Source organism: Rhodococcus sp. RD6.2 (assembly GCF_001040705.1).
Classification (GTDB): domain Bacteria; phylum Actinomycetota; class Actinomycetes; order Mycobacteriales; family Mycobacteriaceae; genus Rhodococcus_G.
Window position 1 is genome coordinate 526896 of record NZ_CVQP01000001.1, and the last position, 15133, is coordinate 542028.

At 67.5% G+C, this 15133-nt stretch carries 15 protein-coding genes; 7 read left to right on the plus strand and 8 right to left on the minus strand.

What is annotated here, in order from left to right; translation table 11 throughout:
* Positions 1-6: 6 nt before the first annotated feature.
* The 6 genes from RHCRD62_RS02310 to RHCRD62_RS02330 all read right to left on the minus strand — a co-directional run bounded on the left by RHCRD62_RS02310 (position 7) and on the right by RHCRD62_RS02330 (position 7470).
* Positions 7-1257: an AI-2E family transporter gene (locus RHCRD62_RS02310; RefSeq protein ID WP_050063024.1), complete on the minus strand. Its 1251-nt coding sequence runs from the start codon at positions 1255-1257 to the stop codon at positions 7-9.
* A 35-nt stretch (positions 1258-1292) separates the two neighbouring features.
* Positions 1293-1796, minus strand: coding sequence for a methylated-DNA--[protein]-cysteine S-methyltransferase (locus RHCRD62_RS02315; RefSeq protein WP_050063025.1), 504 nt, complete (start codon positions 1794-1796; stop codon positions 1293-1295).
* Positions 1793-3271 carry a DNA-3-methyladenine glycosylase 2 family protein gene (locus tag RHCRD62_RS02320; protein ID WP_050063026.1) on the minus strand — a complete coding sequence of 493 codons (1479 nt, stop codon included), beginning with the start codon at positions 3269-3271 and terminating at the stop codon, positions 1793-1795. Before RHCRD62_RS02320 ends, RHCRD62_RS02315 begins: the two co-directional genes overlap by 4 nt.
* Positions 3272-3337: 66 nt before the next feature.
* A complete protein-coding gene (locus RHCRD62_RS25330; RefSeq protein ID WP_084734025.1) occupies positions 3338-3508 on the minus strand; it encodes a YbdD/YjiX family protein in 171 nt (56 codons plus the stop codon).
* On the minus strand, positions 3508-5805 hold the full coding sequence (locus RHCRD62_RS02325; RefSeq protein WP_050063027.1) for a carbon starvation CstA family protein: 2298 nt from the start codon (positions 5803-5805) through the stop codon (positions 3508-3510). Before RHCRD62_RS02325 ends, RHCRD62_RS25330 begins: the two co-directional genes overlap by 1 nt.
* 90 nt (positions 5806-5895) lie before the next feature.
* The gene (locus RHCRD62_RS02330; RefSeq protein ID WP_050063028.1) at positions 5896-7470 is read right to left on the minus strand and encodes an FMN-binding glutamate synthase family protein; all 1575 of its coding nucleotides are present in this window, start codon (positions 7468-7470) and stop codon (positions 5896-5898) included.
* Between the two features lie 40 nt (positions 7471-7510).
* On the opposite strand from RHCRD62_RS02330, the gene RHCRD62_RS02335 reads away from it, so the two are divergent.
* The 5 genes from RHCRD62_RS02335 (at position 7511) to RHCRD62_RS02355 (ending at position 11304) form a co-directional block, all read left to right on the plus strand.
* Positions 7511-8092 (plus strand): class I SAM-dependent methyltransferase, encoded by a 582-nt coding sequence (locus tag RHCRD62_RS02335; protein ID WP_084734026.1) that lies wholly within the window; start codon positions 7511-7513, stop codon positions 8090-8092.
* 55 nt (positions 8093-8147) lie between these two features.
* Positions 8148-9227 (plus strand): redox-regulated ATPase YchF, encoded by a 1080-nt coding sequence (gene ychF, locus RHCRD62_RS02340; RefSeq protein WP_050063029.1) that lies wholly within the window; start codon positions 8148-8150, stop codon positions 9225-9227.
* Positions 9228-9608: 381 nt separating this feature from the next.
* On the plus strand, positions 9609-10046 hold the full coding sequence (locus RHCRD62_RS02345; protein WP_050063030.1) for a VOC family protein: 438 nt from the start codon (positions 9609-9611) through the stop codon (positions 10044-10046).
* 16 nt (positions 10047-10062) lie between these two features.
* Positions 10063-10461, plus strand: a complete 399-nt coding sequence (locus RHCRD62_RS02350) for a hypothetical protein (RefSeq protein WP_157050777.1) — start codon at positions 10063-10065, stop codon at positions 10459-10461.
* 174 nt (positions 10462-10635) lie between these two features.
* Entirely contained in the window at positions 10636-11304 is a 669-nt protein-coding gene (locus RHCRD62_RS02355) for a DUF6891 domain-containing protein (RefSeq protein ID WP_050063032.1), read from the plus strand.
* Between the two features lie 45 nt (positions 11305-11349).
* On the opposite strand, the gene RHCRD62_RS02360 is transcribed toward RHCRD62_RS02355, so the two are convergent.
* Positions 11350-11997 carry a TetR/AcrR family transcriptional regulator gene (locus RHCRD62_RS02360; protein ID WP_253277159.1) on the minus strand — a complete coding sequence of 216 codons (648 nt, stop codon included), beginning with the start codon at positions 11995-11997 and terminating at the stop codon, positions 11350-11352.
* Positions 11998-12098: 101 nt separating this feature from the next.
* Between RHCRD62_RS02360 and RHCRD62_RS02365 the strand changes: the two genes are divergently transcribed.
* Positions 12099-13244 carry an Rv3169 family protein gene (locus RHCRD62_RS02365; RefSeq protein ID WP_050063033.1) on the plus strand — a complete coding sequence of 382 codons (1146 nt, stop codon included), beginning with the start codon at positions 12099-12101 and terminating at the stop codon, positions 13242-13244.
* The gene (locus tag RHCRD62_RS02370) at positions 13237-14268 is read left to right on the plus strand and encodes a phosphotransferase family protein (protein ID WP_050063034.1); all 1032 of its coding nucleotides are present in this window, start codon (positions 13237-13239) and stop codon (positions 14266-14268) included. The genes RHCRD62_RS02365 and RHCRD62_RS02370 overlap by 8 nt, the downstream gene beginning before the upstream one ends.
* 7 nt (positions 14269-14275) lie before the next feature.
* Here the strand turns inward: RHCRD62_RS02370 and RHCRD62_RS02375 are convergent, their stop codons facing one another.
* Positions 14276-15133: an SMP-30/gluconolactonase/LRE family protein gene (locus RHCRD62_RS02375; protein WP_050063035.1), complete on the minus strand. Its 858-nt coding sequence runs from the start codon at positions 15131-15133 to the stop codon at positions 14276-14278.

Below are 15133 nucleotides of genomic sequence, written 5' to 3' on the forward strand. Positions count from 1 at the left end.
CCGAGGTCAGCGTTCCTCTACCGGGTCGGGTTCCGGATCGTCGGACGGCACCGGATCGTCGGACGGCACCGGATCGTCGGAGGGCGAGCGATCGTCGTCCGCGGCGGCCGACTCGCCGTCGGGGTCGGAACCCGGCTGCTCGGCCTGCGCATCGAGTTGCAGGTCGATTTGTTCGCCGATGTAGCGGATCACCACCGCGACGCACGCGGCGACGGGGACCGCGAGGAAGGCGCCGACGATGCCGAACAGGGAGCTGCCGCCGGTGACGGCTAGCAGAACGATCGCGGCGTGCAACTTCATGCTCCGGGACTGCAGGACTGGCTGCAGCACATTGCCTTCGAGTTGTTGCACGGCGAGCACGATGATCAGGATGATCAGTGCGGTCGTCCAGCCCTTCGTGACCAGTGCGACCAGCACGGCGAGGGCGCCCGCGACGAAGGCGCCGACGATGGGGATGAAGCCGCCGAGGAAGGTCAGCACGGCCAGCACCGGGGCCAACGGAACTCCGAGGATCACCAGGCCGAGTCCGATGAAGAATGCGTCCACGAAGCTGACGAGTGCCTGGGTGCGGATGAATCCGCCGAGGGTGTCCCATACGCGGATCGAGACGGCCTCGAAGTGGCGGCCCGCGCGCCCACCGCTCACCGAGTGCAGCCACGGAATGAACCGGGGGCCGTCCTTGATGAAGAAGAACGCGAGGACCAGAACGAGGAAGATCGCGACGAGCATCGATCCCGCGGCGCTGACACCGGAGAACACGCCGGTGGCGATCGACTGTGCGCTCGATTGCAGTTTCGAGGTGATCGCGTCGATCGCGGAGTCGATCTGATCCTCGCGCAGGTTCACGGGTGGGCCCTGCAGCCAGTCCTGCACCTTGTACAGGCCCTCGGTGGCCCGGTCGGCGATCTGCGGCGCCTGGTCCACGACGGACGGGACGATGAGCGCGATGATCCCGGAGAGGACCGCGAAGAACGCGGCGATGGTGATTCCCGCCGCCGCTGCCGGTGGGACGCCCCGCTTGATCATGGCGCCCGTGGGCGGCCACAGCACCGTCGCGACGACGAGCGCGAGCAGGACGGGGAGCACCACGACCCACAGTTCGCCGAGAATCTCCCACACCACCCAGGCGCCGGCGGCGATGACGACGAGGCACAGCGACCATTTGGCCAACCACAGGCCGCCGACTCCGATCACCTCACCGCGGTCGGCGAATCGGCGGCGTCGTGGCTTGACGGCGGTCTGCTGTGTTTCGGTCACCGGCGGTCCCTTCTGACGTGGCACTCGGGGCGAATCTACCCGGCGGAACCCTCGTGGGAGAGGAGCCAGCGTTTGACCGGCAAACCCCAACGGAATCCGCCGAGCGATCCGCCGACCCGAACGACACGGTGGCACGGCACGAAGAGGGCGGCGGCGTTGCGGGCGCAGGCGGACGCCGCGCCGCGGATCGCGGCGGGTCGCCCAGACAGGGCCGCGAACTCGGTGTAGGTGACGGGTTCGCCCGCGGGCACCTTCCGTAGGACGTCCCATGCGGTTTCGAGGAACGGGCCCGAGTGTTGTTTCACGGGAATCGAATCGATGGATCGCAGGTCACCGGCGTGATAGTCGGTCACTGCGCGCGTGACGGCGCCCAGATCGGTGCGCGTGGCGAGTGTGCCCGGGCGCAGCGAAGGGTGGATCACCGGCAGCAGTGCATCGGTGTCGGGCGTCCATCCGGACGCCAGGACGGCGCCGTCGGCATCGACGACGGCGGTGAACGGACCGATCGGGGTGTCGACGGTGCAGTGGTACGAGGTCATCGGTGATTCTCCTCATCGGGTGTGGTGGACAGGGCTCCGCGGGCGGTCAGTGCGACACGCCACAGATGCATGGAGACGTAGGAACGCCACGGCGCCCAGGAGCTCGAGTTGGCCAGGTCGACGCCGAGAAGGTCGCCGCCGCGAACGGCGACGAGATCGGTGTCGAGCAGGATGTCGGGGTCGGGGAGCACTCGCATCGCGACGTAGTCGGCGGTCCACGGTCCGATTCCCCGGTGGGACACCAGATCCGACCTCAGATCGTCCCGGGTGCGGCCGGCGTGCATCGACAGCGAGCCATCGGCGAGCGCGCCCGCGACGGCGATCACGGCGTCGACTCGTCGGGCCGGACCGGTGAGGACCTCTCGCCCCCGCTCGGCGACGGTCGTCGGGTCAGGGAACGTGTGCGTCAGGTGCGGGTGCGCTGGGATCGGCTCGCCGAGCGCGGCGACCAGCCTCGCGGTGTGCGTCGCCGCGGCGCCCACCGAGATCTGCTGCCCGATCATGGTGCGCAGCAGCAACTCCTGGGGGTCGACGCAGCCGGGAACCCGGATTCCCGGCGCGGCGTCGACTGCGGCCGCGAGGTGCGGATCTCTGCGCAGCGCGTCGTCGACGGCTACGGGGTCTGCGTCGAGGTCGAGGAGGTGCCGCAGCCGGGACACGGCGGTGGCCAGGTCGCGCATGTCGCCGAGGGACAGCTCGGCGAGGACATGGGTGTCGTCGAACCGGACGGCAACGACACCGCTGCCGTGCGGCAGTCCCAGTGTCCGCCGATAGACGCCCTCCGACCAGTGTTCGAGTCCCGGAACCGCGTGGGCGGACAGGAACCAGGTCAGCCAGGTGCGGTCCAGGGGTGGGCGATAGGGCAGTCGCAGCGACACCGTGCCCGCGCCCGGCGTCGGGACGGCGGCGCGGCGCTGTGCTCCCGCGCGTAGTTGGGTCGGCGTCGCGGCGAACACCTCGCGCAGGGTGTCGTTGAACTGCCGAATGCTCGCAAATCCCGCGGCGAAGGCGATGTCGCCCATCGACATGGTGGTGGTCTCGATCAGTGTCCGCGCGGTGTGGGCGCGGTGTGCGCGGGCCAGCGCCAGTGGTCCTGCGCCGAGTTCGGTGGTGAGGGTCCGGGTGAGCTGACGCGTCGAGTACCCGAGCGTCGCGGACAGGCCTGCGACACCGTCACGCTCGACGGCGCCGTCACGGATCAGCCTCATCGCCCGCGCCGCCAGGTCGGAGCGGACGTTCCACTCGGGTGAGCCGGGCGATGCGTCCGGCAGGCAGCGACGGCATGCCCGGTATCCGGCCTGCTGCGCCGCTGCCGCGGTGGGAAGGAATGTCACGTTGCCCGGCTTCGGTGTGATCGCGGGGCACGACGGTCGGCAGTAGATGCCGGTGGTGCGGACGGCGGTGTAGAACTGCCCGTCGAAGCGCACGTCCCGCGACGAGACGGCGCGGTAGCAGCGGTCGAAGTCGAGGTCCATGCCGTCCAGCGTGGCAGCCGTCCGCGCCGCGCGCTAGCGGAAATCAGACATCGCCGTCGCTCGGTATCAGCAGCAGCGGGCGCCTGGGTTGCGGTCGGCGTCGGCGTACCGCGCGCGCCAGTACTCGCGCTCGGTCGGTACCGGCTCGCCCGGGTGGACGCGCGCTCGGTGCGCGACGAACCGCTCGTAGTCGTGATCGCCCATCAGGGTCCGCACCCACCACAGCAGGCCGCTCATCAGTGGTGCTCCACGGTGTGCGCGGCGCCGGGTGCGCGGACCTTGCCCTCGGCGATCAACACGTCCCACTGCTCCTGAATCTGTTTCTCGGCCTTCGTCGGAACGAAACCGGCCGGGCCGAAGATCTTCGACGGGACCGTCGGTGCTTCCGTATCCGGCAAGCCGCCCGCCCGCCAGGCCTTGACGCAGACCCACAGGCCGACGACGGCGACGACGAGAACCAGCACCGCGAACACGATCGACAGGGTGCCCTGGATGAAGGTGTTGCGGATGACGGCGTCCATCGCCTCGGGTGTCTTCGCCGTACCGAACGACGTCTGTCCGGCATCCTTCGCGTTCTGGAATGCGTTGTGCTGGGCCCAGTATCCGATCGCCGGGACGTCGGAGAAGATCTTCTCCCAGGAAGCGGTCATCGTGACGACGAGATCCCACACCAGTGGGACCGCCGGAATCCACACCCACCTGAACAGGCCGCGCTTCGTCACCACGACCGTCACGACGGTGAGCGCGATCGCGGCGAGCAGCTGGTTGGCGATGCCGAACAGCGGGAACAGGGTGTTGATGCCGCCGAGCGGATCGGTGACGCCCATCAGCAGGACGCCGCCCCACAGTCCGACGACGATGATCGAGCACAGCCACGCACCGGGACGCCACGACGGATCCTTGAAGCGCTTCGCGGCGCCGCCGAAGTTGCCCAGCGAATCGGAGAGCATGAACCGGGCCACGCGGGTACCCGCGTCGACGGTCGTGAGGATGAACAATGCCTCGAACATGATCGCGAAGTGGTACCAGAACGACTTGAGCGACTCGCCGCCGATGAACTGGTGCATCACCTCGGACATGCCGAACGCCAGCGTCGGTGCGCCGCCCGTTCGCGAGACAATCGACTCCTCTCCGACAGCCTCGGCGGCCTCGTTGAGTCGTTCGGCAGTGATGTCGGCGCCGGGCAGTCCCAGGTTGTTGAGGTAGTCGGGTGCGGACGCCGCGGTGCCGCCGGTCAGCGGGGCGGGCGCGTTGAGGGCGAAGTACAGGTGCTGGTCGAGGATGCAGGCCGTGACCAGTGCCATGATCGCGACGAACGACTCGGTGAGCATGCCGCCGTACCCGATCATCCGGGTCTGACGTTCCTTCTCCAGCAACTTCGGGGTGGTGCCGGACGCGATCAGTGAATGGAATCCGGACAGGGCGCCGCAGGCGATGGTGATGAACAGGAACGGGAACAGTGAACCCGCGAAAGCGGGACCTTCGCCGTTCTTCGCGAACTCCGTCATGGCGGGCATCTGGATCGCGGGCTGCGCGATCAGGATTCCGGCCGCGAGCAGCGCGATGGTGCCGATCTTCATGAACGTCGACAGGTAGTCGCGCGGCGCGAGCAACAGCCACACCGGCAGCACCGACGCGGCGAACCCGTACGCGATCATCAGCCACGCGAGCGTGACCTTGGACAGGGTGAACCAGTCTGCACCCCAGGCGGTTTCGGCGACCCAGCCGCCCGAGATGATCGCGAGCAGAAGAAGGACCACGCCGATGAGCGAGACCTCGGACACCTGGCCGGGGCGGAGGAACCGCAGGTAGACGCCCATGAACAGGGCGATGGGGATCGTCATCGCGATGGAGAAGACGCCCCACGGGCTTTCCGCGAGAGCGTTCACCACGACGAGCGCCAACACCGCGATGAGAATGATCATGATGACGAAGACGCCGACCATCGCCGCGATGCCGCCCACCAGGCCGAGTTCCTCCCGTGCCATCTGGCCGAGGCTGCGGCCGCGCCGTTTCGACGAGATCCACAGCACCAGGAAGTCCTGGACACCGCCGGCGAACACGACGCCGATGATGATCCACATCGTCCCGGGCAGATAGCCCATCTGAGCGGCGAGGACGGGGCCGACCAGGGGGCCTGCGCCCGCGATTGCGGCGAAGTGGTGGCCGAACAGGACCCGCCGGTCCGTCGGCATGTAGTCCTTGCCGTTTTCCATGATCTCCGCGGTCGTGGCGCGGTCGTCGCGGGGTTTGACGATCTTGTTCTCGACGAACCGCGCGTAGAAGCGGTACGCGATCACGTACGTGCACACGGCGGCGATGACGAACCAGACCGAGTTGATCTGCTCGCCGCGGACGATCGCGATCATCGACCACGCCACCGCGCCCAGGACGCCGATCGCCGCGAAGATCAGCTTCTTCGCCGGCGTGATCGGACTGCGATCGACCACCCCGACCGGAGGGAGGTCCGGGTCGGTGTAGAGGTACTCGACGTTCGGATCGGAGCTGGGTGTCGGACTCGTGGCCGTCGTCATGTGCTGGCATCCCTCCGTGCGTGGATGTGGCTCACCTCACACTAGGACGCCGGGAGGGTCAACGCCCGGCAGAGTGGCCCGGGCCCGTGCTCAGAATCGATCGGCGTCCGCGTCGATCCAGTCGCTGCGCCACGACGTGGGCGGATCCTCGAGCAGTTCCCCGTCCTGCAGCCACTCGTACAGTTCCGCGTACGTCTTTGTGGTGTGGGCGTCGACCCGGCGGTTGAGCATCGAGGGCCGCAGGTCGGAGAAGGAGTCGACGCCCATCGACGCGACCATCTGCGCGGCACTCGCGACCGTCGACTTCTGGAAGCGGTACACCCGCGCCGACTTGTCGGGGACGTCGAGGGCCCTGGTGCGCGCCGGGTCCTGCGTGGTGACGCCGACCGGGCAGTGGTTCGTGTGGCAGGCCTGCGCCTGGATGCAGCCGACGGCGAACATCATCGCGCGCGCGGCGAGCGTGAAGTCGGCGCCCTGGATGATCCGTTTGACGATGTCGCTGCCGCTGGCGACCTTGCCGGACGCGCCGATCCGGATGCGGTCGCGCAGACCCGACCCGACGAGCGCGTTGTGCACCATCATCAGGCCCTCCGTCAACGGGGTGCCCATGTGGTCCTCGAATTCGACGGGTGCGGCACCCGTTCCGCCTTCGGCACCGTCGACGATCACGAAGTCCGGGGTGATGTCCCGCTCGATCATCGCCTTGCAGATGCCGAGGAACTCGATCCGCGACCCGACGCACAGCTTGAAGCCGACGGGCTTGCCGCCGGACAGGGTTCGGAGTGTGACGATGAAGTCGATCAGTTCGTTGGGTGTCCCGAAGGCGCCGTGGGCGGGAGGTGAGATGACGGTCTTCCCGACGGGGACCCCGCGCGTCGCGGCGATCTCCTCGGAGACCTTCGCGCCCGGAAGGACGCCGCCGAGGCCGGGCTTCGCGCCCTGCGACAACTTGATCGAGATGGCCTTGACTTGGGGGTCGACTGCCTTCGTGGCGAACTGGTCCGGATCGAACCGGCCGTCGTCGGTGCGGCAGCCGAAGTAGCCGGAGCCGATCTCCCAGATCAGGTCACCGCCGTGGCGGCGGTGGTACGGGCTGATCCCGCCCTCCCCGGTGTCGTGGGCGAATCCGCCTCGGGCGGCGCCCGCATTCATCGCCTCGACGGCGTTGCCGGACAGCGATCCGAAGCTCATCGCCGAAACATTCAGCAGCGCAATGTCGTACGGCTGGGTGCAGTGCGGCCCCCCGAGTCGGACGCGAGGGGTGAGATCGGTGGCGTGGCGGGCGCGCAGCGAGTGCGTCATGAACTCGTAGCCGGGGGCGTGCACGTCGCGTTCGGTACCGAACGGCTCCGCGTCCTTCGTCCCCTTCGCCCGCTCGTAGACGAGGTCGCGGGTCTCGCGGTCGAACGGTGTTCCATCCGTGGACGATTCGATGAAGTACTGCTGGATCTCGGGTCGGATCCGTTCCAACTGGAAGCGGGCGTGCCCGAGGATCGGATAGTTGCGCAGGATGCTGTGCCTGCGCTGGATCAGGTCGTAGGTTCCGGTGCCCGCGAGTACCAGCACGAGCGCCGCGAGGATCCAGAAACCCCATCCGGCGATCGGTGCGAGCGCGCCCAACGCCAGGCCGACCAGCCACACCCCGGCCACGATCAACCACCTCACCCGACACCCCTTCCTCGGTCCTGGCCCTAGTCTGGACCACGTGACGCGATGGAAACGGGAACGCGACGAGGACGCTTCGCGCGCCTACGTCACGCGGTTCGAGGAACTGGCAGAACAGGGAGCCGATCTGCACGGCGAGTCCCGGATGGTCGACGCGCTGCTGGCACGGGGGTCGCGGGTGCTTGACGCCGGCTGCGGTACGGGCCGGGTGGGTGCGGAGCTCGCCAGGCGCGGACACCGCGTCACCGCCGTCGACCTCGATCCGGTGCTGCTCGACGCCGCACGAGCCACGGGTCTGCTCGACGTCGTCCAGGCGGATCTCGCAGAGCTGGATCTGCCGGAGGAAACGTTCGACGCCGTGGTCGCGGCGGGCAACGTGATGGTTTTCGTGGAACCGGGCACCGAGCGCCTGGTCTGCGAGCGGCTCGCCGCCCACCTGAGGCCCGGGGGAGTGCTGGTCACGGGGTTCGCCACCGACCGCCCGTACACGGTCGACGATTTCGACCGGGACCTGGTCGCGGCGGGATTCCGTGTCGAGCAACGGTTCGCGACGTGGGATCTTCGGCCCTGGCGGGACGACGCAGACTGGGCGGTGACCGTCGCGCGAATGCCGGCGGCCTGACCGTAGACCGCCCGGCGCGACCTGGGATGACGCCCATTCCGTAGTATCGCAGACCGTGAGCCTTACCCTCGGAATCGTCGGACTGCCCAACGTCGGCAAGTCCACCCTGTTCAACGCGCTGACCAACAACGACGTGCTGGCTGCGAACTACCCGTTCGCGACGATCGAGCCCAACGTCGGCCTGGTCGAGCTGCCCGATCCGCGGCTCGCCAAGCTGGCCGAGATCTTCGGTTCCGAGCGCCTGCTGCCCGCGACGGTGTCCTTCGTCGACATCGCCGGCATCGTCAAGGGCGCCTCCGAGGGCGCAGGCCTCGGCAACAAGTTCCTCGCCAACATCCGTGAGGCCGACGCCATCTGCCAGGTGGTCCGCGTGTTCGCCGACGACGACGTCGTGCACGTCGACGGCCGGGTCGACCCGGCGTCCGACATCGAGGTGATCGAGACCGAGCTCGTCATCGCCGACATGCAGACCCTGGAAAAGGCCCTTCCGCGCCTGGAGAAGGAAGCGAAGAAGAACAAGGAACTCAAGCCCCTGCACGACGAGGCGCTCAAGGCTCAGGCGTTCCTCGACGAGGGCAAGACGCTGTTCAGCGTGAAGGACAAGCTCGACTTCGGGCTCCTGCGTGAACTGAGCCTGCTCACCACCAAGCCGTTCCTGTACGTCTTCAACGCCGACGAGGCCGTCCTCACCGACGAGGCCAAGGTCGCCGAGCTCCGGGCCTCTGTCGCCCCCGCCGACGCCGTCTTCCTCGACGCGAAGGTCGAGCAGGAACTCCTCGAGCTAGACGAGGAGGACCGGCAGGAGATGCTCGACTCCATCGGTCAGTCCGAGCCCGGCCTCCATGCGCTCGCGCGTACCGGTTTCCACACCCTCGGCCTGCAGACCTACCTCACGGCAGGGCCGAAGGAATCGCGCGCCTGGACGATCCACAAGGGTGACACCGCCCCGCAGGCCGCGGGCGTCATCCACACCGACTTCGAACGCGGCTTCATCAAGGCCGAGATCGTCTCCTTCGCCGACCTCGTCGAGGCCGGCTCCATGAGCGCAGCCAAGGCCGCAGGCAAGGTGCGTATGGAGGGCAAGGACTACGTCATGCAGGACGGCGATGTCGTGGAGTTCCGCTTCAACGTCTGACCCACACCGCGAACGGGCAGCTACCGGAACGAAGGCCGAGTACGTTTCCCCGTAATCGCCCGTTCGTCGTTTGCTGCGTGTAGCCGGGACGTCTTGGACGCTTGTTCGGCAAACAGACCCGCGTGGCCGTCGTACCCCGTACTGTTCTGTACGCAACACGAAATACAGCTAAGGAGCAGACATGGGTGGCAGCGCGGAAACGATCCTCATCGGTGTTCTGTCGAAGGTTCTGACGGACCTGGTCAAGGACGCGTTGGGGTCCTGAGCACACGATTCGTCGACGCCCGTCGCCTCACCAGAGGCGGCGGGCGTCGATGCATGTGTGGGCGAGCCGCGGCCGAGATCCGTGTTCGGGTTTCGTCCAGTCGCTAGCGTGGGCGCATGGCCATCAAACTTGAGAACGTCGGTATCGCCGTGGGGGACCTCGAAGCGGCGATCGCCTTCTTCGTCGACCTCGGACTCAGCGTCCTCGGACGCGACACGGTCAGTGGCGAGTGGACCGACACCGCAGTCGGACTCGACGGCAACCATGCCAACATCGCGATGCTCCAGACGCCCGACGGGCATGGCCGCCTCGAACTCTTCGAGTACATCCACCCCGAGGCGATCGAGACGACACCCACCCTTCCCAACGAGATCGGCATGCACCGTGTCGCATTCTCCGTCGACGACATCGACGACGCCCTCGCGGTGGCCGCGAGGCACGGCTGCCACCCACTCCGCGGTGTCGCCAACTACCAGGACATCTACAAACTCACCTACGTCCGCGGTCCCAGCGGGATCCTCGTGATGCTCGCCCAAGAGTTGGCGAAGAGCTGAGGGGTGGGTTCCTCGATTGGGCGCGATGGTCTTTCGCACGGTGTTCGGCGGGCCGGATCCGGACGGGGTGGGGGCGACGGCGGCCATCAAGCGGAGCTTGCGTGACATCGACTTCGCCTACGAGCTAGACATCCTCCTGCACGTCGGCGGCGAGATCTCGTCGACCACGGACCCGACCGGACTGTACGCGCCCCGCGTGTCGGTGGCGCAGCGCCGGATGACGGCGCAGATTCGCGTCAACCGCTCCGACATCCGCGATGCGTCGGAGCTGAGTGGCTTTCTGCGGCAGGCGATCTTCCTGGCGCTGCAACAGATGATCGAGCGGATCGCCGCCAAGGACAAGACGGTTGACGTGGACGCAGAGATTCGCAAGATCGTGTTCCTCACGGAACCGGGCTCACTCACCGGGCAATGAACATCTCTGACGCATTCATCGACCACCTCGTGACGGCGGGCACCGTGCGGCAGATGCTCGTCGTGCCTCTGCACGGCTGACGACGGCTGAGACGACACTGTGTCGGCGGGGGTGGCTACCATCGTCGCCGCCGGGTGGCTTCGCCCGATTTCGTCCTGATTCGGAGGTGGCGCTGTGAGTCCAGTATCGAACAACCCGAACGTGATTCCGCCCTACGCGACCCTCCCCGACCTCGCCCTCGACGAGGACGCGCGCGCCGAGCTGACCCAGCAGATCTGGGAGCAGCTGATCACCGGCCGCGACGACGTCGACGACTTCATCGACATCTACGGCGACGAGTACGACCTCACCGACGACCAGCTCGCCGCGGCGTTCGACGCGCTGCGCACCGCCCGGCTGCGGCAGCAGGCGGAGATCGGTGCGTACGCCTCCCGGACTATCGCCGCGTTCGACGAGCTGAATGCTCACGGCGTGGTCGCCCGCGCGGACTTCTCCTGCTGCGGAACCTGTGCATCCGGCGAGATCTGGGGCGAACGCGACGACAGTCGACACTGGAAGGGGTATGTCTACTTCCACCAGCAGGACACCGAGCGCCTCGTCGTGGACGGCGAAACCTACATCGGTTATGGCGCGTTTCCGCCGGAGGACTTCGACGAGGACGCCTATGACACGCTCAGCGAGACTGCGAAGGAAGACCTCTACCGTACCGACGTGACGAGGCTGCTCGAGGACGTGATGTTTCCCGTGTTCCGGCGACACGGCATCGAGCCGGAATGGAATCGCGACCTGGGCACGCGGGTGCTGCTCACGAACGCGGACTGGTACGACCCGATCGAGGCGTAGGGCACGAGATTCACGTAGATGGCCTGCGATGAGCAGGATCGTCCGTCAGGTGCGGCTCGACGACCGATCGGTGGCGGTGTCGGCGCGGTCCACGGTCACGAGCAGCGTCAACGACTCGGCGGTGCGGGCGCAGAAGGTGTCGGCGTCTGCGAGCCCGCTGGTGAGACCTCGCATGGTGGTCGCGGCCATCAGAAGGTCGAAGGCGGCGTCGGACACGGCGGTGTTGGTGTCGTCGGAACGCTCCGGGAAGGCCGCGGCCACCCGGGCGGTGAGCGCGGCGCGCGCGGGCGCCTCGGACCGAGTGACCAGGCGCTCGTAGACACCGTCGTCGGAGTGGTAGGCGGACAGCAGTCCCGGGATCGCGGCCCGGGTCGCGGGTTCGGCGATCCGCACGAGGAACATCCGGGTCCAGGTGAGCAGGTCCGCGCGCAGGTCGTCGGTGGCCTCGGGCAGGGCGACGTCCTGCATCCCGAAGATCGCGTCCTCGATGATCGACTCCCGGGTCGCCCAGCGCCGATAGATCGCGGCGGTGCCCAGCTTCGCACGGCGGGCGATAGCGGTGATGGTGGTCTTCTGATAGCCGCACTCCACCAGTAACTCCCTGGTCGCGGCGAGGATGGCCTCGTCGACCTGTGGATCGCGAGGCCGTCCCACTCCGGCGGTGCCGGTCCGGCGATCTCTGCGCTCATCCACAATCGCGGACAGTACCGGACGTCTTTCGTCGAAACCAATACGTTGCGGAGCGCTCCGTAATAGATTTTGGTCAGCCCTCCTCCCCGACGAAAGGTCAGGCCATGATCACTCCGCATGACGAACTGCTGATCCACCAACTCCCCACCACTCTCGACCACGTCTCGCAGAGCGACCTCCGATGGACCGAGCGCATCGTGATGTACGGCTTCGACAAGTCCGGCGAGATCAGCATCATGACCGGCATGGCGAAGTACCCGAACCGCAACGTCCTCGACGCCTACGCCATGGTCACCCGCAAGGGCGAACAGGCCCGCGTCGTCCGCCTGTCCACCGAGCTGAACCCCCAGACCGGGGCCCTGAACGCGTTCAGTGTCGGCCCGTACACGTACGAGATCGTCGAGCCGCTGCGCAAGGTGCGCTCCACCGTCGAGTCCAACGATCACGGCCTGAGCTTGCAGCTCGACTTCACCGGCGACTTCCCGGTCTACGAGCAGACCGCGGCCTTCCACCGCAGCCGCGGCCGGGTCCGCGAGGATGCGCGCCGGTTCTACCAGAACGGCACCATCACTGGCTGGATCGAGATCGACGGCGAGCGCATCGAGATCGACCCCGAGAACTGGTGGTTCGGCCGCGACCACTCGTGGGGCGTGCGCCACGGCGGCGGCGGCGGCAGCCTGCCCGAGGGTGGGAACATGCAGCCCTCCGAGGTGCCTGCCGGCGTCCTCTACTACATGGGCATCTTCCAGTTCGACGACGAGGTGGTGCACTTCGCGCAGCGCGAGACCCACACCGGGGAGCGCTGGCAGTTCGAGGGCGAGGTGCTCTTCCCGATCGACTCCGGCAAGGAGCCGCTGCCGATCATCGACGTCGAGCACGACCTGGACTTCCGCGACGACCTCCGCGTCGTCAAGTCCGGCACGTTCACCGTGCACCGCGCCGACCGCTCGACCGACGTCATCGAGGTCACGCCCGTGTGCGACTTCTGGCCGGGCCTCGCTGGCTACGACGAGTACAACGGCTACGCATCGGGTATGTACCGCGGCAAGGACTTCAGCGACAGCTTCGACGTCGACATCACCGACGTGAACGAGATCCGCAAGGTGAGCATGCTCAGCGAGACCCTCTGCGAGGTCCGGATGGGCGACAAGGTCGGGCACGGGCTCGTGGAGATGGTGTTCATGGGCGTCAACCCGCGCTACGGCTACACCGACTGGAGCGCCAACCGGGAGGGTAAGAGCAATGGCTGAGCGGGTCGCGCCGGAGGACCTGGCGGCTGCCCTCGAACCAATTGTCCAGCAGCGTATTCCGGGCGCACAGAACGCGAAGATCGTCGACTGGAAGCGCACCGAACGCGGGTTCTCCACCGAGACCTATCTGTTCGACCTCGAGGGTGCCGAGCACGAGTCGGCCGGGTATGTCTTCCGGCGGCCGCCCGAGGTCTCACTGTTCCCGGACTACGACCTACGGCGCCAGTACCTGGTCGCGGAGCGGCTCGCACCGACCGATCTCCCGGTCCCCGGCGTCCGGTGGATCGACGCGGACGACAACCCGCTCGGCAGTCCGTACTACGTGATGGACCGTATCGGAAATGCCGAGGCGCCCAGCGACTTCCCGTCCTACCACACGGCAGGGAACTACTTCGACGCCGACGAGCAGGGTCGGGCGAAGATGTGGTGGGAGTGCGTGGAGACGATGGCGCAGGTGCACGCCCTCGACCCCGAGGAACTGCGGCTCGGGTTCCTCGCGATGCCCAAGTTCGGGGACACGCCGGTCGAGCAGATCGTGAACTACCTCGACCGGGCGGTGCGCTGGGCGGCACCGGAACTGCCGCCGGTGATGGAGCGGGCCCTTACCTGGCTCAAGGACAACGTCTACGAGCCGGAGCACGTGACGCTGGTCTGGGGCGACGCCCGCATGTCGAACATCCTGTACACGCCGGACCTGGCCGTGGCGGGTGTACTCGACTGGGAGATGGCGTATCTGGGTGACCACGAGGCCGACCTGGCGTGGGTGCTGTTCCTGGACTGGGCGTGCAGTGTGTACGAGGGCCACCCGCCGCTGCCGGGTACTCCGACGCGCGAGGAGACCATCGCCCGTTACGAGGAACTGACCGGTTGGAAGGTGCGGAACCTCTTGTTCAACGAGGTGCTCGGCGCTGTGCTGCTCTCCGTGCCGCTGCTGCGACTGTCGACGCACCTGCAGCTCGGCGACAACGTGAGCATCCACGGCTTCTGCCTGGCAAGACTCGCACAACTGTTGGGTGACGCCTGACCGCTGCTCACACCCCCGGCGAACAGGGTGGAGTTCGCCGGGGGATGGGCGCCGGTGCCTTGCCGGTGAGCCGAAGGACGGACCCCGCCCCTGCGGCAGTGACGTAGAACTCTCCCGAACCCGCTGGGCCACAGCAGATGTTGGTGGGCATGCTGCCCGTATCGAGGAGGTGTGTCTCCTCGAGAACACCCCCGGAACCAATGACGTCGATGCGGTCGCCGCTGGTGGTGGCGACCCAGAGTCGGCCGGTGTCGTCGATGGCGAGTCCGTCGGGGTGCCCGTCGACGATCGTGCACACCGGCGCCGCGGTCGCGCGTGGTTCCGGCGTGAGATCGTATGCCGTCACCCGGCCGCTGACGGTCTCGGTCAGGAACAGCCGGACGCCGTCGAACGCGATCCCGTTGACGAAGACGGGCCCCTCGAGCATCAGCTCCGCCACGCCGCTGTCGACATCGACGGCCCAGACCCTGCCGGGCAGCGCACTTTCGGGGTGGGCGAAGTCGACTTCCTCCCGCGAGTCGGTGACCCACAACCGTCCGTCCGGCCCGAAGGCCAGGTCGTTCGGCGCGTCCATCCCCGCCGCAAGGTAGGACACCTCCCCGTTCCGGATGACCTGGATTCCCGGCTCGGCTGATGCCCGCGCCGCCCAGATGCCACCGTTCTGCGCGACGTAGAGTGCGCCGTCGGGCCCGAGGGCGAGACCGTTGGGGCCGCCTCCCACCTGGTACTCGACCGCGACGGTTCCGTCGCGGTCGAGTACGAGCACCGAACCACGACTCATGGACACCACGGCGATCCGATTGTCCGGCAGCAGAATCGGGCCCTCGGTGAAGCCGAGGCCGTCGGCGAGAAGCGTGACGTCCAT